This is a genomic window from Kitasatospora sp. NPDC001664 (assembly GCF_053596675.1).
On sequence record NZ_JBSFGS010000003.1, the window covers coordinates 146,345 to 169,716 of the forward strand.

Annotated in this window: 19 protein-coding genes and 1 riboswitch; of the genes, 9 read left to right on the top strand and 10 right to left on the bottom strand. The window is 74.8% G+C overall.

Annotated features, from left to right (window positions below):
• Positions 1 to 26 precede the first annotated feature (26 nt).
• Both ACWCYY_RS05475 and ACWCYY_RS05480 read right to left on the bottom strand, forming a co-directional pair.
• Positions 27 to 791, bottom strand: coding sequence for an amino acid ABC transporter ATP-binding protein (locus tag ACWCYY_RS05475; RefSeq protein WP_380148467.1), 765 nt, complete (start codon positions 789 to 791; stop codon positions 27 to 29).
• Between the two features lie 90 nt (positions 792 to 881).
• Positions 882 to 2,081: a cytochrome P450 family protein gene (locus tag ACWCYY_RS05480; protein ID WP_449795190.1), complete on the bottom strand. Its 1,200-nt coding sequence runs from the start codon at positions 2,079 to 2,081 to the stop codon at positions 882 to 884.
• 303 nt (positions 2,082 to 2,384) lie between these two features.
• Here ACWCYY_RS05480 and ACWCYY_RS05485 point away from each other — a divergent pair, with 303 nt between their 5' ends.
• The 7 genes from ACWCYY_RS05485 (at position 2,385) to ACWCYY_RS05515 (ending at position 11,671) form a co-directional block, all read left to right on the top strand.
• Positions 2,385 to 3,566: an AAA family ATPase gene (locus ACWCYY_RS05485; RefSeq protein WP_449795191.1), complete on the top strand. Its 1,182-nt coding sequence runs from the start codon at positions 2,385 to 2,387 to the stop codon at positions 3,564 to 3,566.
• Positions 3,563 to 4,111 carry a bpX5 domain-containing protein gene (locus tag ACWCYY_RS05490; protein ID WP_449795192.1) on the top strand — a complete coding sequence of 183 codons (549 nt, stop codon included), beginning with the start codon at positions 3,563 to 3,565 and terminating at the stop codon, positions 4,109 to 4,111. The genes ACWCYY_RS05485 and ACWCYY_RS05490 overlap by 4 nt, the downstream gene beginning before the upstream one ends.
• A 52-nt stretch (positions 4,112 to 4,163) precedes the next feature.
• The gene (locus ACWCYY_RS05495; protein ID WP_449795193.1) at positions 4,164 to 5,849 is read left to right on the top strand and encodes a hypothetical protein; all 1,686 of its coding nucleotides are present in this window, start codon (positions 4,164 to 4,166) and stop codon (positions 5,847 to 5,849) included.
• On the top strand, positions 5,846 to 8,833 hold the full coding sequence (locus ACWCYY_RS05500) for a bpX6 domain-containing protein (protein WP_449795194.1): 2,988 nt from the start codon (positions 5,846 to 5,848) through the stop codon (positions 8,831 to 8,833). The genes ACWCYY_RS05495 and ACWCYY_RS05500 overlap by 4 nt, the downstream gene beginning before the upstream one ends.
• Positions 8,834 to 8,895: 62 nt before the next feature.
• Positions 8,896 to 9,312 carry a GNAT family N-acetyltransferase gene (locus ACWCYY_RS05505; RefSeq protein ID WP_345280840.1) on the top strand — a complete coding sequence of 139 codons (417 nt, stop codon included), beginning with the start codon at positions 8,896 to 8,898 and terminating at the stop codon, positions 9,310 to 9,312.
• Positions 9,313 to 9,503: 191 nt separating this feature from the next.
• Positions 9,504 to 9,640, top strand: a riboswitch (cyclic di-AMP (ydaO/yuaA leader).
• Between the two features lie 3 nt (positions 9,641 to 9,643).
• On the top strand, positions 9,644 to 11,047 hold the full coding sequence (locus ACWCYY_RS05510) for a hypothetical protein (protein WP_449795195.1): 1,404 nt from the start codon (positions 9,644 to 9,646) through the stop codon (positions 11,045 to 11,047).
• A gap of 117 nt (positions 11,048 to 11,164) precedes the next feature.
• Complete coding sequence (locus ACWCYY_RS05515) at positions 11,165 to 11,671, top strand: cupredoxin domain-containing protein (RefSeq protein WP_449795196.1); 507 nt, start codon at positions 11,165 to 11,167, stop codon at positions 11,669 to 11,671.
• Here ACWCYY_RS05515 and ACWCYY_RS05520 read toward each other — a convergent pair whose 3' ends face one another.
• Both ACWCYY_RS05520 and ACWCYY_RS05525 read right to left on the bottom strand, forming a co-directional pair.
• Positions 11,672 to 14,374: a SpoIIE family protein phosphatase gene (locus tag ACWCYY_RS05520; RefSeq protein WP_449795197.1), complete on the bottom strand. Its 2,703-nt coding sequence runs from the start codon at positions 14,372 to 14,374 to the stop codon at positions 11,672 to 11,674.
• 56 nt (positions 14,375 to 14,430) lie between these two features.
• Positions 14,431 to 15,432, bottom strand: a complete 1,002-nt coding sequence (locus ACWCYY_RS05525; RefSeq protein ID WP_345286735.1) for a 2-hydroxyacid dehydrogenase — start codon at positions 15,430 to 15,432, stop codon at positions 14,431 to 14,433.
• Positions 15,433 to 15,557: 125 nt separating this feature from the next.
• Here ACWCYY_RS05525 and ACWCYY_RS05530 point away from each other — a divergent pair, with 125 nt between their 5' ends.
• Both ACWCYY_RS05530 and ACWCYY_RS05535 read left to right on the top strand, forming a co-directional pair.
• Positions 15,558 to 16,031 (top strand): RrF2 family transcriptional regulator, encoded by a 474-nt coding sequence (locus ACWCYY_RS05530; RefSeq protein ID WP_449795366.1) that lies wholly within the window; start codon positions 15,558 to 15,560, stop codon positions 16,029 to 16,031.
• 80 nt (positions 16,032 to 16,111) lie between these two features.
• The gene (locus ACWCYY_RS05535) at positions 16,112 to 16,486 is read left to right on the top strand and encodes a RidA family protein (protein WP_345286731.1); all 375 of its coding nucleotides are present in this window, start codon (positions 16,112 to 16,114) and stop codon (positions 16,484 to 16,486) included.
• Positions 16,487 to 16,551: 65 nt separating this feature from the next.
• Here the strand turns inward: ACWCYY_RS05535 and ACWCYY_RS05540 are convergent, their stop codons facing one another.
• From ACWCYY_RS05540 to ACWCYY_RS05565, 6 genes are all read right to left on the bottom strand, one after another.
• Positions 16,552 to 17,577 (bottom strand): 6-phosphofructokinase, encoded by a 1,026-nt coding sequence (locus tag ACWCYY_RS05540; protein WP_345286729.1) that lies wholly within the window; start codon positions 17,575 to 17,577, stop codon positions 16,552 to 16,554.
• Between the two features lie 208 nt (positions 17,578 to 17,785).
• Positions 17,786 to 18,514 (bottom strand): type 1 glutamine amidotransferase, encoded by a 729-nt coding sequence (locus ACWCYY_RS05545; protein ID WP_345286740.1) that lies wholly within the window; start codon positions 18,512 to 18,514, stop codon positions 17,786 to 17,788.
• A gap of 125 nt (positions 18,515 to 18,639) precedes the next feature.
• The gene (locus ACWCYY_RS05550) at positions 18,640 to 19,902 is read right to left on the bottom strand and encodes a MurT ligase domain-containing protein (protein ID WP_345286727.1); all 1,263 of its coding nucleotides are present in this window, start codon (positions 19,900 to 19,902) and stop codon (positions 18,640 to 18,642) included.
• A gap of 201 nt (positions 19,903 to 20,103) precedes the next feature.
• A complete protein-coding gene (locus ACWCYY_RS05555; protein ID WP_449795198.1) occupies positions 20,104 to 21,462 on the bottom strand; it encodes a carotenoid oxygenase family protein in 1,359 nt (452 codons plus the stop codon).
• A 29-nt stretch (positions 21,463 to 21,491) separates the two neighbouring features.
• Entirely contained in the window at positions 21,492 to 21,956 is a 465-nt protein-coding gene (locus ACWCYY_RS05560; RefSeq protein ID WP_449795199.1) for an SRPBCC family protein, read from the bottom strand.
• The gene (locus ACWCYY_RS05565) at positions 21,953 to 23,308 is read right to left on the bottom strand and encodes an MFS transporter (protein ID WP_449795200.1); all 1,356 of its coding nucleotides are present in this window, start codon (positions 23,306 to 23,308) and stop codon (positions 21,953 to 21,955) included. The genes ACWCYY_RS05560 and ACWCYY_RS05565 overlap by 4 nt, the downstream gene beginning before the upstream one ends.
• Between the last annotated feature and the right edge of the window lie 64 nt (positions 23,309 to 23,372).

Genomic DNA, 23,372 nt, shown 5'->3' on the forward strand with positions numbered 1-23,372 from the left:
TGATCATCCCTGCCGGTCGGGGTCCGTCAGTGGTGCAGGATCTTGGAGAGGAAGTCCTTGGCCCGTTCGCTGCGCGGGTCGGTGAAGAACTGTTCGGGCTCGGCGCGCTCGACGATGGAGCCGTCGGCCATGAAGACCACGCGGTTGGCCGCGGTCCGCGCGAAGCCCATCTCGTGGGTGACCACGACCATCGTCATGCCGTCCCGGGCGAGTTGGCGCATCACCTCCAGCACCTCGTTGATCATCTCCGGGTCGAGGGCGGAGGTCGGCTCGTCGAAGAGCATCACCTTCGGGTCCATCGCCAGCGCCCGGGCGATCGCCACCCGCTGCTGCTGGCCGCCGGAGAGCTGGGCCGGGTACTTCTCCGCCTGGGCCGCCACGCCCACCCGCTCCAACAGCTCCCGCGCCCGGGCCTCCGCGCTCCGCCGGTCCTTCTTGCGGACCTTCACCTGACCGAGCGTCACGTTGCCCAGCACGGTCTTGTGGGCGAAGAGGTTGAAGGACTGGAAGACCATCCCGACGTCGGCCCGCAGGGCGGCCAGCGCCCGGCCCTCGGCCGGCAGCGGCTTCCCGTCGATGGTGATGGTGCCGGAGTCGATGGTCTCCAGGCGGTTGACCGTGCGGCAGAGCGTGGACTTCCCGCCGCCGGAGGGGCCGATCACGACCACGACCTCCCCCCGGGCGATCGTCAGGTCGATGTCCCGCAGGACGTGGAGCTCGCCGAAGTGCTTGTCGACTCCGCTCAGCACGACCAGGTCGTCCGCGGCCGCAGGGGGTGCTTCGTTCGTCATGGCCACCGCGCTCCTCGGCTTTCATGGTCCGTCCGCGCGAGGGCGCCCGCACCCGGGACGGGGTGCGGGCGCCCGACGGGCGGAGGCGGATCAGGCCAGCAGGACGGGGCGACTCAGCCGGTCGGTGGTGATGAAGGAGGGCTGGGTGGGGCTGGACTCCCCGCCCGGGGCCGCGCGCAGCCCGGGGAAGCGGGCGAACAGCGCGGGCAGCGCGACCTTGGCCTCCAGGCGGGCCAGCGGGGCGCCCAGGCAGTAGTGGACGCCGTGACCGAAGGCCAGGTGCTGCTTGTCGGCCCGGTCGATGTCGAACTCGCCCGGGCGCTCGTGCACCTCGGGGTCCCGGCCGTGCGCGCCGAACGCCAGGATCAGCAGGTCCCCGGCCCGGACGGTCTCGCCCTCCAGGTCGATGTCGGCGGTGGCGTAGCGCAGCGGCAGGTGCATCACGGGGGAGTGCAGGCGCAGGGTCTCCTCGATCACGTCGTCCCAGCGGGTCGGGTCGGCCAGCACGGCGGCCAGCTGCGCCGGGTGCGCGAGCAGGGCCTGCGCGGCGTGGCCGATCAGCGAGACGGTGGTCTCCGAGCCGGCCCCGATCAGCAGGATCAGGGTGGAGACCAACTCCTGTTCGCCGAGCCGGTCGCCGTCCTCGCCGTGCACCGCCAGCAGCACGCTGGTCAGGTCGTCGCCGGGCCGCTCGCGCTTGGCCGTGATCAGCCGGTCCATCGCGGCGAAGAGCTCGTACCCGATCCGCTCGGCCTCCTCGGGCGTGACGGTGGTGTCCAGCACCCGGTCGATCACCCGGAGCATGGCGGGGCGCTGCTCCTGCGGCACGCCGAACAGGTCGCAGATCACCCTGGTCGGCAGCGGGTAGGCGAACAGGGCCCGCAGGTCGGCCTCCTGACCCTGCGGCAGACCGGCCATGGCGTCCAGCAGTTCGGAGGTGATCCGCTCGACGGCGGGGCGCAGCGCGTTGATCCGGCGCGGGGTGAAGGCCTGGCCGACCAGCGAGCGCAGGCGGTGGTGGTCGGGGCCGTCGCTGGTGAACATCGAGACCAGGTCCACCCAGACCGTCAGCCACGGGACGGCGCCCGGCCGGTAGCCGGGCCAGCTCTTGCGGGCGTCCTTGGAGACGTCCGGGTGCACCAGCAGCCGGCGCACCAGCTCGCCCCGGCTGACCGACCAGGCGGTCAGGCCGCCGGGCAGCGAGACCCGGACCGCAGGGCCGGCGGCCCGCAACTCCTCGGCCTGCTCGAAGAGTCGGGCTCCGGTGGTGTCCAGTACGGTCGGTCTCACGTGATCCCCCCGGGTCAGGTCCGTCGCACGGGGCGGTGGCTGCCCCGTGAACGGAGGGTCGCCGAGCGGGCCCGGCCGGTCCAGGTGGGCGGGACGGCTCACGGAAGCGCTGGGGGCTCAGCGGACGGCGCTCGCTCCCCACCCCGGCCGCTCCGCTCGCCGACCCGGGAGGCCCGCTCCGCCCGCGCGCTCGCCGGGCCGGCGGCCGGCCGCACCCACCACCCCAAGGGTGGTGGGTGTGCGGAGGATGTGACGAAAACGTGCTGGTGGGTACTGCGGATGCCCCCGTAGACTCCCGTGCTCGTGACCGAGATCAACACCGACCAGACCTTCCCCGCCGAACCCGGAGCCGTACCGACGGCCGCCGACGCCGAACTGATCGCGGCCGCCGTCCGCGCTGCGGGCCGGGGGCTGCTCGGCCGTGAGTCGGTGGCCGAGGTCGTCGTGCTCTGCGCCGTCGCGGGGGAGCACCTGCTGGTGGTCGGTGCGCCGGGCACCGCGAAGTCCGAGGCCGTCCGCCGGATGGCCGGTCAGCTCGGCGGCCGCTACTTCGAGTACCTGCTCGGCCGGTTCACCGAACCGAACGAGCTGTTCGGGCCGGTCGACCTGCGCGGGCTGCGCGAGGGCCGGGTCGAGTACGAGACCGAGGGGATGCTCCCCGAGGCCGAGATCGCCTTCCTGGACGAGGTCTTCCTCGGATCCACCGCGGTGCTGAACACCCTGCTCGGCCTGCTCAACGAGCGGGTGTTCCGCCGTGGCCGGACGGTGCTCGCCAGCCCGCTGCGGATCTGCGTGGGCGCGGCCAACCACCTGCCGCAGGACCCGGCGCTGGCCGCCTTCGCGGACCGCTTCCTGGCCCGGGTGTTCGTCGAGCCGGTGGCCGACTCCCGGCTGGAGGAGCTGCTGGAGGCCGGACGCCGCCCCGCCGTGCCGGCTCCGCGGGACGGCGGACCGGGCCTGCTCGCCGCCGTCGACCGGCTGGCCGCCGCGGCCCGGGCCTGTGACCTCGACGAGGCCACCCCGCTGGTCGCGACGGCGCTGCGGCGGCTCCGCGCCGCCGGGGTGCCGATCAGCGACCGGCGGGCGGTGCGCTCGCAGAAGCTGGTCGCGGCCGCCGCGGTGCTGGACGGCCGGACGGTGGCCTCCGCGCGCGACCTCTGGGTGCTCCCGTTGGTCGCCCCGACCGCCGACGCCCAGGCGCTGGCCCGGGACGTCCTCGCGGACCTGGTGGAGAAGTCGGCCAACGGCAGTATGGTGCACGCCGCCGAGGAGCTCTCCCGCAGCACGGCCGCCCGCGCGGAGCGGCTGGCCCACGCCGGTGCCGCCCTGCTCGCCGAGCACCGCGACCTGCCCGAGGGGCGGGACTCACGGCTGCGGCTGGAGGCCGCCCTGCGGGAGATCGACGCGGGCTTCGACCCGGCTGCCCTGCCCGCCGCGCTGGCCGGGATACGCGCCGAGCTGGTCGCGGCGGTCTCGCCCTCGTGACTCCCGAGCAGTCGTCAGTACCCGCCCCGCGGACGGCGCCCGCCTCGCCCCCGCCGCCCGCCGGGCCGCCCGGGTCGTCGTCCCGTCAGGCCTTCGCGCTGCGCTGGGAGCGCCGTGAGCCGCCGCTGCCGTCCGTCGCCGTCCTCGCGCTCGGGGCCGCCGTGCCCGGCCTGGCGCTCGCGGCCCGGGAGCGGATCCGGGCCGGGGCGCGGCTCGCCGTGCTCGCCGACGACGGCCCCGGCCTGCCGGCCGCCGAGCGCTCGCTGCTGGTGCTCGGCGCCGAGGCGGACCTGCCGTGGGCGGACGGCGTGCGCTACCTCGCCCAGGACGAGGGCCTGCTGACCCCCACCACCGCCCGCCCCGCCCCGGCCGCCGCACTCTGGCGACGGGCCCTCGGTGCGGCGGAGGGGCAGCTGTGCGTCCTGGTCCCCGGCCGTGCGCTGATCGCCGACCCGCCGGTGCCGCTCGGCTCCGCCGAGGTGCTCGACCCGTACACCGTGTCGACGGGCACCGGGCCCGACGGCGGAGCGGATGGCACCCCGTGACCCGCCGCGGATGTGCCCAGCGGCACGTCGAGCCCGCCCGGAGGGCCGCCCGGTGACCGACTCCCGACTGCCCGCCGCCCTCGCCCCGTGGGCCGGCGCCCTCTCCGCGCTCTCGCCCGAACTCGCCCTCGCCCTGGGCCCGTTGCTGCGCCGCCTGGACTCCCTGATCGCCGACCACGCGCCGGTGGCCGACCAGCACGGAGAGCCCGACGGTCTCGGCGGGCTGGCCCGCGCGGGACATCCCGAGCGGCTGCTGCCGTCCGAATGGCTGCTCGCCGAGGAGTGTCCGGAGGAGTTCCTGCGCCGCCTGGTGGACGGTGAACTCCTCTACACCGCAGCGGAGTTCACCACCCCTGCGGTGCGTGGCCGGATGGTCGCGCTGGTCGACGCCGGGCCCGCTCAGGCGGGTGCCGGGCGCTTGGTGCAGCTCGCCGCGCTGCTCGTCCTGCACCGCCGGGCGGCCGCGCACGGTGCCGAACTGGTCGTCCGGGTGCTCGGCGATCCTTCCGGCCGCCGGCTGACGGGCGAGCCCGCCGACCTGCTGCCCGCCTGGCTGGCCGCGCGCCGCTCCGAGGACCCGACGCCCGAGGACGTGGCCGAGGCGCTGGAGGCCCTGGACGCGGCCGACCGCGCGTGGCTGCTGACCTCGCCCCGGCTGGCCGAGCGGATCCCGCCGCGCCCCGGTGTGCTCACCAGCGAGCCCGCTGCCTGGACCGCCGACGGTGCGGGCCGCGTGCTGGTCGGGATCGACGGCACGACGGCCGAACTTCCGCTGCCCGCAGGCCCGATCGCGGTCCGAGCGCTGCGCGGGGCCGAGTTCCGCCGGGGCCCGGCTCCGGCCGCCCCGGTGGACGCCGCCAGCCCGGCCGGGCACGCGACCCAGCCCGTCTTCACCACCGACGCCCGGACCCTGCTCGCCAGGGGAGCCCGGCCCGGCACCCTGCTCGCCGTCAACCTGCCGAACCACGGCGGAGGAACCGCGACACCGCTGCGGATGCGTCGCCACGACTTCCCCGGCCCGGTGCTCGCCGCCGGGCGGACCGGCCGCCGCCTCTTCGCCCTGTGCGTCGAGGGCGAGCGGCTCACCACCCACGTGATCGGCCGTCAGCTCGCCGACGCCGGCGGCTACTCCACCGAGCTCGCCACCTTCGGCCTCGGTCCCGCCCGGCTGGACGAGCTGCTCGCCGGGCCGGTGCTGCCGGTGCTGTTCCGGAGCGGGGACCTGGAGTTCCCGCTCGGCGGCCGGTGGTGGCGGCTCGGCCCGGACGGCGGGGCCACTGACCACGGCCCGATCGGCCATGGCAACCGCGACCGCACGCCCTTCCTCCTGTGCCGCGACCCGCGGCTCTTCGAGGGCCAGGTGCACGAGGAGGCGCGCGGCCGGTTCCACTTCCTGCACAGCGCCGGAACCCAGGCCTGGTCGCGGGACAGCCGGACCTGGACGGTGCGCGCCGCCGACGGCGCCGTCGACCACCTCGCCTTCCGCGAGCGGGCCGAGGTGATCGGGCTGGTCCCCGGGGCACGGCCCGCGTTGGTCACCGTCAGCCGCAGCGGTCACCTCGTGCGGAGCGTGCGGTCGGACGGCGTGCGGACGCTGACCCGCTTCTCCGGCGGCACCGGGGAGCCCACCGTCCACCCGACCCGGCCGCTGATCGCCGCCGAGGTCCGACCCGGCCGGATCGTGGTCGGTGACGTGACCACCGGGCGCGTCCAGTTCCTGATCGGAGGCGTCGAATGACCGCCACCCCCGAGGCGGCGTTCCGCGCCGTCGTCACGGCCACCGGTTACGTCCTCGACGTGCCCGTGATCGGTGAGGACGAGGCCACCGCGCGCGTGCTCGAACTCTGGACCGACGGGGCCGACCTGCGTCGACTGCCGGACGGCCGCTGGCTGTTCACCCTGGCGGCCCCGGTGGAGGTCCGGGCCGACCGGGCCCCGGGACTGCCCGTGCTGCGCACTCCCGCCGGAGGCTCCGCCACGCTTGGGGCGGACGCCCCTGACGTCTCCGCCGGACAACTCGCCCTCGCCGCAGGCGGGTCGACGACCACCCTCGCGGTCGCGGCACTCGCCCCGCTGGACCCGGCGGAGCGCCTGGACCTCACCGGGCTCACGGTGCACCGCCCGCGGCCGCTCGGCCCCGCCGTACCCGAGGCAGCGCCGGTGGCGGAGGCCCTGCCCGAACGGCCGCGCCCCGACCTGCGTGCGGCGGCCCGCATCGCACCTCCGACCGCACGGGCCCGGCGGCTGACGGCGGAGCGCCCGGACCACCGGCCGCGGTCGGCACGGCAGCCACGGCAGCCACGGCGGGGCGGTCACCGGCGGGCCCGGGTTGTGGCAGCCATCCCCGTCATCATCCTGCTGCTGCCGCTCCTCTGGGTGGTCCTCACCTCGGCGGCCTCCGCCCAGCGCCTTCCCAGCTGGGGGCTGGGCCTGCTGGTCGCTTTCGCCGTGGTGTGCGTGCGCTCCTGGCGCGCCGCTCGGGCCGCGGAGGTGGCCGGGACGGTTCCGGCGGCGGCTGACGGAGCGTCGGCTCCGGTCGGCGCACGGCCCGGCCGACCGCTCTTCGCCTCCCTCCGGGCGTGGCTGCGTTCCGGGTGGGTCCTGCCGGCAGCCGGTTCCGCCCAGGCCGCGTCCGGCGCGACGGCGGCTGACGGAGCGTCGGCCGCAGCCCGGGCGAAGCCGCGCCGGCCGCTGTTCGCGCCGCTGCTGGCGCGCCTGACGATGCGCACGGCGGGCGGACTGGTCCGCGGCCGCCAGGCCCGTTACCTGCGTGAGCTGACCCGGGCGTTCGAGCAGCACCAGTACGAGGACGCGCTGCGCGACGCGATCCGGCTCTCCGGCGGGAGGGCGGCGGGCGAGGAGTCCTGGCTCACCCTCGGTCTGCCCCGGCGCCATGCCGGCGAGCTGCGTGCCACGCCCCGCGCCGACGGGCCGGGCGGCACCTCCGTGCTCTCCGGTCCTGACGTGCACCAGCACCTCGCCGCGCTCTACCGCGGCGCCGCCGAGCAGTTGGAGCGGTCGGGCCGGATCGACGAAGCGGCCTACGTCCTGGCCGACCTGCTGGACGCCCCCGCTGAGGCGGTCGGGCTGCTGGCCCGGCACGGGCGGCTGACGGCGGCCGCCGAACTGGCCGAGGGCCGCGGGCTCGCCGCCGATCTGGTGGTCCGCCTCTGGTGGCGAGCGGGCGAACGCACCCGCGCCGTCCGGACGGCCCACCGGACCGGCGTCTTCGCCCGCGCCGTGGAGCTGCTCTCGGCCGAAGACCCGGACGCGGCACGGGAGTTGCGCTCTGCCTGGGCGGAGGACCGTCGCGCGTCCGGCGACCGGCTGGGAGCGGCCGAGGCACTCTGGCCGGACCCGGCCCTGCGCCCCTCGGCCGCCGCCGACCTCAGCGCGGCGGTCGCCCTCGGCGGCCCGACCCGCAGCCGCGCCCTGCCCTACCTGCTGGCGCTGGGCGCGGGCGACGCCACCCGGGCACTCGCGCTGGCCGTGCTCGACAGTACGGGGGACCCGGCCCTCACCGGCCGCTCGGTGCTGGCCGCCGGGCTGGCCCAACTGCCCGCCGCCGACCCGGCGGTGGACCGCGAGCTGGCCACGGCGGCGGCCCGCGCGGTGGTCCGCGACGGCGGCCTCGGCGGCACCCTCCCCGAGCGGGAGGAGCGGGCCCGTCACCAACGGCTGCTCGGTCGGGCCGACCCGCTGGTGGCGGCCGACCTCGCCAAGCCACGCCGCCGACCGGCCACGCGCGGCGCCTCGGGGGCCGTCGGGCACACTGCCGCCGACCGCCCCGGCACGCTGCCGGTGCTGGACGCCGCCCTGCTGGTCTCCGGCTCCGTCCTGGTCGCCTGCGGCCAGGCGGGCGTGCGGCTGCTCACCCCGGACGGTCGTACCAAGGCCCACTGGGACGTGCCCGCCGACCAGTTGGTGCTCGCCGACCACGGCGGGTCCGCCCTGCTGGTGGCCTCCTACGGGCAGACCCGCGAGGTCTCGCGGCTGGACCTCGCCACCCACACCGTCCGGCCCTGGACGACCCTGCGCGCCTCCCGGATGGCCCGCTCCTACGACGGCCGCCACCTGATCACCGCTGACGGCGACGGCATCGTGGTGCTGGACGCCCTCGCCTCCGGACCGACCGCGGTCTGGCGCGAACTCGGGCGCGAGGAGAGGCTGGTGAGCGACGTGGCCCGCTCGGCCGACGGCTGCGCGGCGGTCGTGGCGTCGGCGCTGCCCGACGGCTCACCCCTGCTCGAACTCTGGCACTGGGAGCTGCCGGGCTGGCAACTGCGCTCCCGGCAGCGGCTGGAGGGCTACCAGCCGCTGCAGTCCGTCCCCTTGGCGGCCGGGGGGTTGCTCGCCGCCGAGCTGCCCGAGGCCGACGGACCGTCGGACGACGACAGCACCGTCCTGCGGCTGGTGACCGGCACCGGCCCCGGCCACCGGCTCGCGGCCGCCGAGCCGTCCGGCCCGATCGGTGACGGCGACCACTGGGCCCTCCCGGCCATCGACGCCGCGGGCACCGGCATCCTGCTCCACGCGGGCAGCGGTCCGAGCGCCGTCCCGGCGGCGACCGTCCACTTCCCCGGGGCCGACCTCCGTCATGCCCCGGGGCTGCGGCAGCACGCGGACGCGGTCACCTACTGGCACCGCTCCGGCCGCATCCTGGCCACCAGCACGGACGGCACCACCCTCCGGGCCTCCCTCCGCGTCACGGGCACCCGCTGACCGCCCCTAGGCTGGTCGCCGTCGCCCGACGGGCGTCGAGCGAGAGGGCGAGTGACATCAGCGTGGCCGTAGTCGAGTTGAGGGTTCGGTTCGGAGTCGACGACCGGGAGCTGTCCGAGCTGCACGCGCGGGCGTTCGGCGCGGACGCCGGGCCCGGCGTCACGCCGTGGGCGAGTCGGCTGGAGCGGCACAGCCTCACCTGGGTCGGTGCCTTCGAGGCCGACCGTCTGGTCGGCTTCGTCCACGCGGTCTGGGACGGCGGCAGGCACGCCTTCGTGCTGGACACCGCCGTCCACCCCGACCACCAACGCCTCGGCATCGGAAAGCGGTTGGTCGACGCGGTGGCCGAGGAGGCCTTCCGCGCCGGTTGCGACTGGGTGCACGTGGACTACGAGCCGGAGAACGCCGGCTTCTACGAGGGGGCCTGCGGCTTCCGCCCCACCCCGGCCGGTCTGCGTTCCCGGCACCGGACGGCCTGAACCGGCGCGTCCGGTCTGTGAGCTGCGCTACAGCACCGCTCACTGACTTGTACGCGTCGGAACGGCTGCTAGCCTGCTCCGAGTCGCCCGCTCCGCGCGGGCCCCTCCGGTGGGCCGCCGAATCCCGTCCACCCGCCGGTGGTCTTTCGAGCACGGACACGGACGGGAGCGGGGGAACCAGGTCAGCCGCCTGCTGCCCCCCGCCAGCGCCCGTGCGTTCGCGGTGGCCGCCGCAGGCTCGGGGTGAAGCCGCTCCCACAGCCGCGGCCGGGCCGTACCTCCGGTCCGAACCCGACAGCTCACCTCGCAGGCGTCGCAGAGGAACCTGTCCATGCGCTTTTCTGCCACCCCTGTACGGGTCGGCGCGGTGGCCGCAGCCGGCCTGCTCGCCCTTCCCCTCCTGGTCAGCACCCAGGCGTCCGCCAGCGGTCCGACCGTCGTCGAGGACCGGATCACCCCGGCCCCGGCGGTCACCGGACCCTCGGTCACGGCCTCGCTCGCCGTGCACTCCTCGCGCTGCTTCACCGCGGACAGCGTCGGGGTCGCCGTCCGCGACGCGGCCGGCCGCCGGACCGACTTCCCCGGCGCGGCCCGGAACGTCCGGATCTGCCCGAGCGGAACCACCGTCACCACCGGCGCACTCGACCTGCCGGCCGGCACCTACACGGAGTTCGGCCGCTGGCGGGGCCTCGACGGCCGCTGGCACAACCTGCCCACCCACACCCTGACCGTGGGCACGGCGCCGACTCCCACCCCGACGCCCAGCCCCACCCCCACGCCGACGCCCTCGCCGAGTCCGACGCCGACGCCGAGTCCGACGCCGACGCCGACGCCCACCCCGACCCCGAGCCCGACCCTCACGCCAACGCCCACCCCGAGCCCGACCCCGACGGTGGCGCCCACCACGCCCGCAGGCATGCGCGCGCTGCCGGACCCGCTCTACGGCGTCACCGTCGACGACGTCTCCAAGCTCTCCGCCATCGTGGACTCCTCGCGCCACCTGGCGCGCACCCCGACCACCCGCCTGGTCTTCGACGAGACCGAGGGCCCGAGCTCCTACAGCGCGGCGGTCGACCAACTCCAGCCCGTCAGCTACCTCATGGGCGAGATCCTGGACTCCGAGTTCGTCAAGAGCTTCTCGCCCCAGGCCTACCACGACCGCGTCGCCCAGTACCTGAACGCCTTCGGCGGCAAGGTGGACGTCTGGGAGATCGGCAACGAGGTCAACGGCAACTGGCTCGGTAGCTACGCCGACGTCTCCACCAAGATCACCGATGCCTACCGCCAGGTCGAGGCGGCCGGCAAGCGCAGCGCGCTGACCCTCTACTACGACATCGGCTGCGGCAACGGCCCCTCGGAGCTCGACCCGCTGGCCTTCACCAGGCAGTACGTCCCGGAGGACATGCGCAACGGCCTGGACTACGTGACCCTCAGCTACTACGAGGGTCAGTGCAACAACATCCGCCCCAGCGCGGCGACTTGGACCTCCTACTTCCAGCAGCTGCACGCGCTCTACCCGAACGCCAAGCTCGGCTTCGGCGAGATCGGCCTCCCCGACGCCGCGACCTCCTCCACCCAGGCGGCGGCCCAGGCCATGCTGACGTACTACTACGGCCTGAAGATCGACCTTCCCTACTACGTGGGCGGCCACTTCTGGTGGTACTACGCCGAGGACATGATCCCCTACGCCACCAAGCCGCTCTGGCAGACCCTGAACACGGCCCTCCAGCGCTGACCCCACCCGCCGGTCGGGTGAACTTCGGCCGCGGTCGGAGGGGCGGCGGCGTGACGGCACGTCGGGTGTGCGCTGATGGTCCGGCCCGACCCAGGCCGCACCCCGGAGGATGATCCGATGCCGATCCGCCCTACCACCGGCCGTGCCCGTCGGTGCGCCGCGGCCGCAGCTGTGCTCCTGCTCGGGGCGGCGGGTTGCTCGGACGACAAGGACGGCGGGGGCGGGCCCAGTACGACGCCCACCCCCGCCGCCACGGCCTCGGCCAGCCCGTCGGCTTCCCGCTCCGCCACGGCCACCGCCTCCGCTTCCGCAACGGCCTCGGCTTCGGCTTCGGCGAGCCCGTCGGCCGGCGCCTCCACGGCGGCGACCGTCACCACCGTCGTCATCCGCGACTTCACCTTCACCCCGGCCGAGCTCACCGTCGCGCCGGGGGCCAGGATCACCGTGACCAACCAGGACGGCACCCCGCACACGCTCACCGCGACGGGCAGCGGCGGCTTCGACACCGGGACCCTCTCCCGGGGGCAGTCCAAGACCATCACCGCCCCGTCCACGCCCGGGAGTTACCCCTTCTTCTGCACGCTGCACCCGACCACCATGAAGGGCACCCTGACGGTCCGCTGATCAGGGCAGCCGCTGCTCGGCCCAGATGACCTTGCCGCTGCCGGTGTACCTGGTGCCCCAGCGGTCGGAGCACTGGGCGACCAGGAAGAGCCCGCGCCCGCCCTCGTCGGTGGTGGCCGCGTACCGCAGGTGGGGGGAGGTGCCGCTGCCGTCCCAGACCTCGCAGACCAGGGTGCGGGTGCGGAGCAGACGGACCTTGATCGGGGCGCGGCCGTAGCGGATGGCGTTGGTGACCAGCTCGCTGAGGATCAGTTCGGTGGTGAAGGCGAGCTCGTCCAGGCCCCAGTCGGTCAGCAGCCGCGCCACCTCCGCGCGGACCGTGCGCACGGCGGTGGGCTCCGCGGGCACGTCCCAGACCCGGACCTGACGGTCGGTCAGGGCGCGCGTGCGGGCGACCAGCAGGGCGACGTCGTCGGTCGGGGCGGTGGACGGCAGGGCGCCGAGCACGTCCTCGCAGGTCTGCTCCGGGTCGCGGTCCGGGCGGGCGAGGGCGGCGGCCAGCTGGTCGAGCCCGCGGTCGATGTCGTGGCCGCGGACCTCGACCAGGCCGTCGGTGTAGAGGACCAGCTTGGAGCCCTCGGGCAGGTCCAGCTCCGCCGTCTCGAAGGGCAGGCCGACCAGGCCGAGCGGGGGGCCGGCGGGGACGTCCGGGAACTCCACCGTGCCGTCGGGGTGGACCACCGCCGGCGGCAGGTGCCCGGCCCGCGCCACGGTGCAGCGCCGCGAGACCGGGTCGTAGACCGCGTACAGGCAGGTGGCTCCGGTGATCGGCGCCTTGTCGTGGTCGGCGGACTGCTCCTGGTCGATCCGGTTGACCAAGTCGTCCATCAGGCCGAGGAGTTCGTCCGGCGGCAGGTCGAGGGAGGAGAAGTTGTGCACCGCTGTGCGCAGCCGTCCCATGGTGGCGGCGGCGTGCAGCCCGTGCCCGACCACGTCGCCGACCACCAGTGCGACCCGGGCCCCGGGCAGCGGGATGACGTCGAACCAGTCGCCGCCGACACCGGCCTGCGCGGGCAGGTAGCGGCGGGCCACCTCCAGGGCGTCCTGCTCGGGCAGCCCGCCCGGCAGCAGGCTGCGCTGGAGGGTGACGGCCATGGTGTGCTCGCGGGTGTAGCGGCGGGCGTTGTCGATGGCGACGGCGGCCCGGGCCACCAGACCCTCGCCGAGCGCGGTGTCCTCCGGGTCGAAGGGCTCCCGCGGCCCGGCCCGCCAGAAGGTGGCGATCCCCAGCACCACGCCCCGGGCCTGCAGCGGCACCGCGAGCATGGCGTGGACGCCGTGCTCGCGCACCAGCCGCGCGTGCTGCGGGCTGTGCGCGCTCCAGGCGGTCAGGGTCGCGTCGAGGTCGGCCTCGGCCACCGCGTGCCCGCTGCCCAGACTACGGGCGCGCGGTGTGCCGGGGACCAGCGGGACCGGTTCGCCCAGCGGGATGAACGGACTCCCGGGGCCGGCCGGGCTCAGCCCCGCCCGCCGCATCGGCGCCCCGGCCGGGGGCTCCTCGCCGCGGAGCACGGGCTCGGCCAGGTCCACCGTGACGTGGTCCGCGAAGGCGGGGACGGCCAGCTCGGCCAGCTCCTGGGCGGTCCGCGTCACGTCCAGCGTGGTGCCGACCGCCAGGCCCGCCCCGTAGAGCAGCTCCAGCCGGTCGCGGGCCAGCTCGGCCTTCCCGGAGAGGGCGCGGAGCTCGGTGGTGTCGCGCAGCGTGGCCACCAGCCCGGGCGGGCCGCCGTGCCGGTCGGTGGGCCGGACGTTGACCGCCAGCAGCCGCTCCCCGGCCGCCAGCACCTCGTCGGTGACGGGCCGTCCGGAGGCGAGCAGCTCGGCCGCGCGGGGGTCGAGCCCGAGCTCGCCGACGCGTCGGCCCTCGGCGTCGGCGGGCAACCCCAGCAGCCGCTCGGCCTCGTCGTTGGCCAGCAGCAGCCGGCCGTCCCGGTCCAGGATCAGCACGCCCTCGCGGACCGCGTGCAGCACCGCGTCGTGGTGCTCGTACATCCGGGTCATCTCGGAGGGCCCGAGGCCGCGGGTCTGCCGGCGCAGCCGGCGGCTGACCAGGGCGGCGCCGAGGGTGGCCAGGGCGAGGGCGGCGGCGGCACTGCCGAGCAGCACGGGCAGCTGCCGCTCGGCGCTGTCGCTGACCCGGCTGATCCTGATGCCCGCCGAGACCATGCCGACCACCTGCCCCCCGTCGTCGCGCACCGGGACCACGGCCTGCACCAGCGGACCGATGGTGCCGTTGACCTGTTCGGTGATCGACTCGCCGGCGAGCACCGGCGCCGTGGTGCCGACGAACTTCTTGCCGATCCGGTCGGTCATGGGGTGGGTGTAGCGGATCGCGTCGGTGTTCAGCACGACCACGAAGTCGACCCCGGACCCGATCCGCGCCGCCTCGGCCTTCGGCTGGAGCACGGCGGTCGGGTCGGGGGAGCGCAGGGCCTCGACCAGACCGGGCGAGCTGGCGAAGGTCTCGGCCACCGCGAGGGAGCGCAGCCGGGCCTCGTTCGCGCTGTCGCGCTGCGCCCGCACCACGGACTCCACGCCGATCGTGACCACAAGCAGGAGCACGATCACGAGCTGGAGGACGAAGACCTGGCCCGCCACGGTGCGCGGGACCAGCCGGGGCCGCCACCGTCGGCGCCGGCCGTCGGAGCCGGTGACGGCGTCGGTCCCGGCGTCGCTCCCGGGCGGGTCCGAATTCGGAGCCATGTGCCCAGGTGTACCCCTCCCGGCCCGTCAAGGCCAGGAGGAGCGCGGTCCTCGGCTCACCTGCCGCCCGTCGGGACCAGGGTGTTCTCGCTGCGGCGGCCGGCCTGGAAGTCGTCGACGTTGCGGAGGGTGGCGTCGATGATCTGGCCGACGGCGGTGCGGGTGAAGTAGGCCTGGTGGGAGGTGACCAGCACCTGCGGGAAGCTGATCAGGCGGGCCAGCACGTCGTCGCCGATGCCCTCCATGGAGCGGTCGTAGAAGAAGACGCCGGTCTCCTCCTCGTAGACGTCCAGGCCGACCCCGGCGAGGCGGCCCTCGCGCAGGGTCTCGACCAGGGCGGCGGTGTCCACCAGGCCGCCCCGGCTGGAGTTGACCAGGATGGCGTCGTCCTTCATCCGGGCCAGCGCGGCCGAGTCGATCAGGTGGTGGGTGTCGGGGAGCAGCGGGACGTGCAGGCTGATCAGGTCGCTGCGCTCCAGCAGCTCCTCCCGGGGGACGTAGGTCATGCCGAGCTCCCGGCAGGCCGGGTTCTCCGCGATGTCCCAGCCGAGCAGCTCGGTGCCGAAGCCGGCCGCGATCCGGGCGAAGCACTCGCCGATCTTGCCGGTGCCGATCACCCCGACCGTCATGCCGTGGACGTCACGGCCCATCAGCCCGTCCAGCCGGAAGTCGAACTCGCGGGAGCGGTTGGCGGCGCGGGAGAGGCGGCGGTTGACCGCGAGGGCGAGGGTCCAGGCGTGTTCGGCCACCGCGTAGGGGGAGTAGTAGGAGACCCGGGAGACGGTCAGGCCGAGCTCCGCCGCGGCCTCCAGGTCGATGTTGTTGAAGCCGGTGGAGCGCTGGGCGATCAGCTTGGTGCCGCCCTCGGCCAGCAGGCCGAGCACCTCGGCGTCGAGCTCGCAGTTGACGCTGGTGCTCAGCGCCGGGTAGCCGGCGGCCAGCGGGGCGGTGTCGGCGTTGAGGAAGACCGCCAGGGTGCGCAGCCGGTGGCCGTCCTCGAAGGCGGCGCGCAGCATCGGCTGCTCGTCGGCCTGGACTCCGTAGGCGAGGATCTCCATCGGGCCTGTGTCCTTCCGGTCGGTCGTGGCTGGCTCTCCTCGTACGCTAACCGCCGGGTGGCCGACGGGCCGTCAGGGCGCGCTTGCCGCCGCTATTCTGGACATGTAGGGTCCAGGTTGTGAAGATGAGCGAGGGCGTCGAGTGGGCACTGCACTGCTGCCTCAACCTGGTCTGGGTCGAGGGTGCCCGGGCGCTGCCCGCGGTGAAGCTGGCGGCCTACTACGAACTGCCGCCCGCCTATCTGAACAAGCAGCTCCAGGCGCTGGCCCGGGCCGGCATCGTCAGCTCGGTCTCCGGCCCGAGGGGCGGCTTCCGGCTGGCCCGGGAGCCGGAGCGGATCACGCTGATGGACGTGGTGGCGGCGATCGAGGGGCCGGAGCCGGCCTTCCGGTGCGCCGACATCATCGGGCGCGGGCCCGGTGCGCAGGCGCCGGGACGCGAGCCGGAGAGTTGCCTGATCGACCGGGCGATGGGCCGGGCCGAGCTGGCCTGGCGCCGGGAGCTGGCCGCGCAGACGCTGGCCGAGCTGATGGCGCAGGTGGAGCGGAGCAGTCCGGGCGTGCCGGGCCGGGTCCGCCGCTGGTTCGCCGACGCCTGAACTCCCGTCCCCTGGGCGGGAGTTCTTCGGAGCCATATTCCGGACATAAAACATCCAGGTTATCGAGAGGGCAGAGAACCATGCCGCACACCGTCGTCAACCCCACCGCCTTCGGCTACAGCCAGGCCGTCGTCACCGCCGATGGCACCGCCTACATCGCCGGCCAGTACGCCGCCGACGCGGAGGGCAAGGTGGTCGAGGCCGACTTCGCCGAGCAGGTCCGGATCGCGCTGGCCAACCTCGGCACCGCGCTGGCCGCCGTCGGCCTCGGGTACGAGAACGTCGTCCGCCTCGGCAGCTACGTGGTCGACCACGACCTGGCGAAGCTCGGCGTCCTGCTGGAGCAGCTCACCGCCATCTGGGGGGACGAGCCCCCGGCCCAGACCCTCTCCGGGGTCGCCGCGCTCGCCCTGCCGGGGATGCTCTTCGAGATCGACGCCATCGCCGTCGCCTGACCCCGGGCGCGGCGAAGGGCGGGCCTCCCAGGAGGGAGGCCCGCCCTTCGGCGTGCGACGGTGCGTCAGATGACGGTCTCGGCCTCGGTGTAGCGCTCGGCCGGGACGGTCTTCAGGTCGGCCACCGCGTCGGCCAGCGGGACCAGCTTGATCTCGGTGCCCTGGAGCGCGGTGATGTGGCCGAAGGCGCCCTTGTGGGCGGCCTCGACGGCGTGCCAGCCGAAGCGGGTGGCGAGGACGCGGTCGTACGCGGTCGGGGTGCCGCCGCGCTGGGTGTGGCCGAGGATGACCGGCTTGGCCTCCTTGCCAAGGCGGTGCTCCAGCTCGCGGGAGAGCTGGTTGGCGATCCCGGTGAACCGCTCGTGGCCGTAGATGTCCTTGACGCCCTCCTCCCAGTGCATGGAGCCGGGCTCGGGCTTGGCGCCCTCGGCGCAGACCACGATGGCGAACTTCTTGCCGCGGTCGAAGCGCTCGCCCACGACCTCGGTCAGCTTGTCGATGTGGAACGGCCGCTCCGGCACCACGATGGCGTGGGCGCCGGCCGCCATGCCCGCGTTGAGCGCGATCCAGCCGGTGTGACGGCCCATCACCTCGACCACCATGACCCGCTGGTGCGACTCGGCGGTGGTCTTCAGCCGGTCCAGCGCCTCGGTGGCGACCGAGACGGCGGTGTCGAAGCCGAAGGTGACGTCGGTGCAGGCGATGTCGTTGTCGATGGTCTTCGGGACGCCGACCACCGGCAGGCCGGCGTCGCTCATCAGCTTCGCGGCCTTGAGCGTGCCCTCGCCGCCGATCGGGATGACGGCGTCGATCCCGAGGTCGGCGCAGAGCTGCTTGGCCCGCTCCACACCGTCCCGCAGGTGGCTCGGCTGGACCCGCGAGGAGCCGAGGATGGTGCCGCCCTGGGCCAGGATGCCGCTCACCGAGTCGAGGGTCAGCGGGCGGTGGACACCCTCCAGGAGACCCCGCCAACCGTCCTGGAAACCGATGATCTCGTCGCCGTGGTCGACCACCCCCCGGTGGACCACGGAACGGATCACGGCGTTCAGGCCGGGGCAGTCACCGCCGCTGGTCAGCACTCCGATACGCATTGTTTTGCAACTCCCGAGCAGATGGGACAGCCGGACTTCCACCATAAAGGCGCCCGTGTCCGGCCGGGCAGGCGCCGACGCGGGCCACGTCACCTTTGAAGTGGCCCCCGCGGTACTGCACCGAACGCCGAGGAGGGTGTGCGTTCGAGGTCTCTATTCTGGCCCGGATCGGGCGGGGGCAGCAGCCCCCGCCCAACCAGCGGACAGGTCAGGCGGGCTGACGGGCCGCCGCGATCCGCTCCGCGCGCAGCGCGTCGTACCAGGTGGTGTCGGCCGGCGGCAGCGCGTTCACGTCCAGCGCCAACTTGATGAGCATGTCGGCCACCTGGGGGTTGCGGGCCATCACGGGCCCGTGCAGGTAGGTGCCGAAGACGGTGTCCCGCCAGGCGCCCTCGGTGCCGTCACCGGTGCCGTTGCCGTTGCCGACCTGCACCGTGGCGAAGGGCCGCACGCCCTGGCCCAGGTGAGTGACGCCCTGGTGGTTCTCGAAGCCGGTGAGCTGAGGGAGGTTCAGCTGGGGGTCCGTCTCGGCGAGCACGTCGCCGACGCAGCGGGCGCCCTCGCCGCGGCCGGTCCAGACGTCCAGCAGGCCGAGGCCCGGCTGGCGCTCGCCCCGGTCGTTGAGGAACTCGTGGCCGAGGATCTGGTACCCGGCGCAGACCGAGAAGATGATCGCGCCGTTCTCGGCCGCCCGGACCAGGCCCTGGTCCGCCGCCAGCCGCTCGGCGGCCAGCCGCTGCGGGCGGTCCTCGCCGCCGCCGATCAGGTAGATGTCACCGCTGGTCGGCACCGCCTGGTCCGAACGGACGTCGATCCGCTGGACGTTGAGCCCGCGCTGGCGGGCCCGGCGCTCCACCACGAGCGCGTTGCCGCGGTCGCCGTAGGTGGACAGCAGGTCGGGGTAGACCCAGACCAGCCGCAGGGTGCTCTCGGTCATCCGCTGGGACCTTCCGTACTGAGCCTGCGCCTGCGGCGGCTGCTGCGGCTGGGCCGGTGCGGCCGGCGCGGGCTGCTGGGGGTGGACCTGGGGGGTGTAGTTCGGGTCCTGGTACGGGTTCGACATCAGTTCGCCACCGCCTTCCGGAGCTGCTGGAACGCGGTGTAGTTGGCGATCGCCTCGATCCGCCCGGGCGGGGCCATCTGGACGGCCTGCTCCAGGGTGTCGACCACGTGGAACTGGAGGCCCGCGACCTCCAGCCGGACCGCGAGGTCCAGCTTGCGCTGGCCCATCACGAAGATCGGGTGGCCGGACAGGCGCTCGTAGTCCACGTCCCAGAGCCAGGAGGTGTCGGTGCCGTCCGCGTCCAGCGCGTTGACCGCGAGCACCACCGGGGCCGGGGGCTGGTCGATCAGCGAGAAGGTCTCCAGCCAGCCGGCCGGGTTCTTGGCCAGCAGCAGGCGGACGTCGCGGCCCAGGTACTGCACCACGTCGTAGCGGCCGGCCACCGCGGTGACCGCCTGCATCCGCTGCAGCGCCACCTGCGGGGCGACGCCGAAGACGGCGGCCACGGCGGCCGAGCTGGTCGCGTTGGCGAGGTTGGCCCGGCCCGGCAGCTGGAGCTGGATCGGCCAGGCGCCGCGCTGAGGGTCGATCACATGGGTGCCCTGGAGCGCCCAGTGGGGCTGCGGACGGCGGAAGCCGCAGTCCTGGCAGAACCAGTCGTCGCCCGGACGCTGCATCACACCGCCGCAGGACGGGCAGGACCACGCGTCCTCCTTCCACGCCTGACCGGCGGCCACCCAGACCACCTTGCGGCAGGAGGAGGCGGCCCAGGTCACCAGCGGGTCGTCGGCGTTGGCCACGATCACCGCGTCGGTGTCCTTGAGGCCCTCGCGCCACTTCTCCGCCATCATGCGGGTCTCGGCGGCGCGGTCCAGCTGGTCGCGGGAGAGGTTGAGCAGCGCTATGGCCTTGGGGCGGGTGTCGCGGGCGACCCCGGCCAGGTACTTCTCGTCGACCTCGATCACGCCGAAGCGGGCGTCGCCGCCGCCGGCCAGGGCGGCGGTGATGCCGGCCGGCATGTTGGCGCCGAGGGCGTTGGAGACCACCGGGCCGGCCGCGCGCAGGGCCTCCGCGATCAGGCGGGTGGTGGTGGTCTTGCCGTTGGTGGCCGAGACCAGGACCACGTCGAGGTGGTCGGAGAGGGTCGCCAGCAGGTCCGGGTCGAGCTTGAGGGCGATCTTGCCGCCGATCACCGAACCACTGCCCCGGCCGGCCTTCTGCGACAGGGCGGCGGCCATCCGGCCGGCCGTCACGGCGATCTTGGCGCGGGCGGGCAGCGAGGCGTCGCGCACGGCTGCGGCTTCCGAGTCGGGGCCTGGCATGCTCAGTCGTTCCTCCTTGGCGCGGCACCGCTATCGCGGCTGGGACGAGCATCAGCCTACCGACTCTCCGTCAGCCAACCGCGCAGGGTGTCGCCGAGCGGGCGTGCGGAGGCGCGCGACGGCGTGCGGAGGGCCTCCGGCCCGGCGCGCGCCAGGGTCGGAGGCCCTTGCCGCAGCAGGCCTTCCGGGGGTTTTCCCGGGTCATCCGGCCAGTGCGGCGTCCGGGATCCAGGAACCGTGGATCATGGCCGGGACCCGGCGGGGGAGGTGCACGGTGGCGACCGTCGCCAGGTCGGAGGCGTCGACCACCAGCAGCCGGGAGGCGTCCGTGTTGAGGTCGCTGACGACGGTCAGCAGGTACCCGGCGTCCTCGGCCCCGCCGCCGTCCGCCGCCTCGACGAAGACCGCCTCGCTGGGGAGCTGCCCGGTGCCGAAGGGGCGCAGCCGGCGGGCGCCGGTGCTGCGGTCGTACTTCACCAGGGCGTGGTTGCCGATGCCGAGGTCGTCCGGGAAGGAGAGGGCGTACTGGTAGCGGTGGTGCTGCCCGGTGCGGGCGTCGTTGATGGTCGGGAACTCCACCACCAGGTCGTCCGTCCGCTCCTCGGCCACCCGGCCGGTGGCCAGGTCCACCGTCCAACGGGTCGCGTACGCGCCCGAGTTGGGCTCGGCCCCGCGGTCCGGCGCCCCGACCCACCAGTTCCAGGAGCGCTGCCAGCCCTGCCGCCCCACCGACGGGCCCTCGACGACGATCCGTCCGTCGGCGTCCTCGTAGGCGTTGGCCAGGTGCATCGCGTACCCCGGCGCCACGTCGAACCAGCGCACCCGCGCCGCCCCGCCGGCGCCGCGCGGCATCACCCCGATCCGGGACGGCTGGGTATCGCTCCAGCCGTACGGGATGCCGGAGTGCTCGGCGGGGTCGAAGGTGACCGAGCCCTCCAGGAAGACCACGTACCGCTCGGTCAGGGCGAAGTCGTGCTTCAGCGCGGCGGTCGCGCCCGGCACCTCCTGGCTGCGCAGCTCCTTGCCGTCGGCGGAGGAGACGTGGTGGACCAGGTACGGCGGGAGGGGCGCGGAGGCGAAGAAGTGCAGTTCGCCGGTGGCCGGGTCCTCCTTGGGGTGGGCGGTCATCGCGGTGGTGAGCTTCCCCTCCCAGTCGAAGGCGCCGACGGTCTCCAGCCCGGGGGTCAGCTCGAACGGCAGGGCCGCCTCGGAGAGCGCCAGCAGCCGGCCGCCGTGCTCGATCACGTGGGTGCCGGCGGTGCTGGCGGTCAGGTCGGGGCCGTGCTCGGTCAGGTACGGGGCGCCGTCCAGGGCGGGGGTGTGCACCCAGCGGTTGCGGTACCACTCGGCGCGGCCGTCGCGGAGCCGGATGCCGTGCACCATGCCGCTGCCCTTGAACCAGTGGGTGGGGGTGATGCCCGGCTTGGGGTTGTGGCTGTTGCGGATCAGACGGCCCGTCAGCTCGGGCGGCAGGGTGCCCTCGACGGTGAGGCCGGTGGCGGTGATCTCGTCGGCGACGGGGGTGTAGTGGCCGGTCAGGTACGGGGGCTTGGTGCTCATGGTGGCGGTCCTTCCGGGAGTGGCGGGGGTCAGCGGGCTTCGGCGGTGGTGCGGAGCGTGGTGAGCCAGCTCTCCAGCGACTGCCGGAGGGCCTGGCCGAGCGCCTCGGGCTCGGCGTCGACGGGGGCGCCGCTCCAGGACTCCTCGGTGCGGACGGTCACCTCGTCCGGGGCGGTCTGCTCGAAGGTCCAGACGTGGACGCCCTCGATGCCGTGGGCCGGGCCGCCCCAGACGATCCGCTCGCCGGGGACGAGCTCCAGCACGGTGGAGGTGATGTCCAGGCCGTGGGTGTGCCAGCGGAAGACCGAGCCGACGCCGAGCGGGCCGCCGTCGGTCTCGGCGCGGTCGACGTCGGGCAGCCAGCTCGGCCAGGCGGCGATGTCGGTGTGCAGGTCCCAGAGGCGGGTGAGCGGGGCCCGGACGGTGGTGGAGAGTTCGACGACGGCGGGGGCGGTGCGGTCGATCTGGATGTGCTGGGTGTTCCGGGCGTTCATCGGGTGGCTCCTTCGGTGGTGGTGTTGCGGAGGAAGGGGGTGAGCGCGGCGGCCGTGGTGGCCAGCGCCGCGGTGAGCAGGAAGGCGGTGCGGTGGGTGGTGGCCGGGGTGGTGGCGGAGGCGGTGGAGAGCAGGGCCAGGCCGACGGCGCCGCCCAGTTGGCGGGTGGTGTTCACCAGTCCGCCGGCCACGCCGGTGTGCTCCGGCCGGACCCCGTCCACCGCCGCGCCGGTGAGCTGGACGAAGGCGGTGCCGAGCCCGAGGCCGATCAGCACGGTCGGTGCGGTCAGGGCGGCGAGCGCGGTGCCGGGGGCGGCGAGCAGCGCCAGCCAGAGAAGTCCGGCGGCCTGGGCGAGCAGGGCGGTGGCCAGGGTCCGGTGCGGGCCGAGCGTCCCGGCCAGCCGTGGCGCGAGTGCGGCGCCCGCCATGTTGGCGACGGCGAGCGGGAGTTGGGCCAGGCCGGTGGCCAAGGGGCCGGCGCCGAGCACCTGTTGCTGGAGGAGCGGGAGGAAGAAGAACAGTCCGACCCAGACGGCACCGAGCAGGGCCATCAGCAGGTTGGCCGGGCGGACGGTGCCGCTGCTCAGCAGCCCTGGCGGCACCAGCGGTGCGGCCGAGCGTCGTTGGGTCCGGCGGAAGAGCAGGAGGAGCAGCGCGGCGGCGGCGAGCGGGCCCAGCACCGCGGGGGAGGCCCAGCCGTCGGCGCGGGCCGAGGTCAGGCCCTGGACCAGGGTGACGACCGCGGCGGCGCCGACGAGCGCCCCGGGCAGGCCGGCTGACGGTGCGACACCTCCGCGCGGGGCGTCGGGCGGGACGGTGCGGAGCGCGGCGGCGAGGGCCAGCGCGGCGAGGAGGGCGCAGACGTGGAAGATCCAGCGCCAGCCGACCGCCTCGGTGAGCACCCCGCCGAGCAGTACCCCGGCCGCCCCGCCCGCTCCCGAGACCGCGCCCCAGACCCCGAGCGCCCGGGCCCGGGCGGCCCCCGGTGGGAAGAGCCCCACCAGCAGGGCGAGTGCGGCGGGGGCGGCGGCCGCCGCGCCGATCCCCTGCACGGCCCGGGAACCGACGAGCAGCCAGGGTCCGTCGGCGAGCCCGGCCGCCACCGAGGCGGCGGCGAACAGGGCCAGCCCGGCGGTCAGCACCCGGCGCGGCCCGAGCAGGTCGGCCGCCCGGCCGCCGAGCAGGAGCAAGGCCCCGAAGGCCAGCCCGTAGGCGTTGACCACCCAGGCCGTGCCGTCGGGGGAGAGGCCGACGCCGTCGCGGATCTGCGGCAGGGCGACGTTCACCACGGAGGTGCTGAGGACCACGGTGAACTGGGCCGTGGCGAGGGTGGTGAGTGCGGTGCGGTGCATGGTGTCCCCCCTTGGATTCTGCTGATGAGTGGTTGACCACTCACTCTTCGGGCCTGAGAGTGGC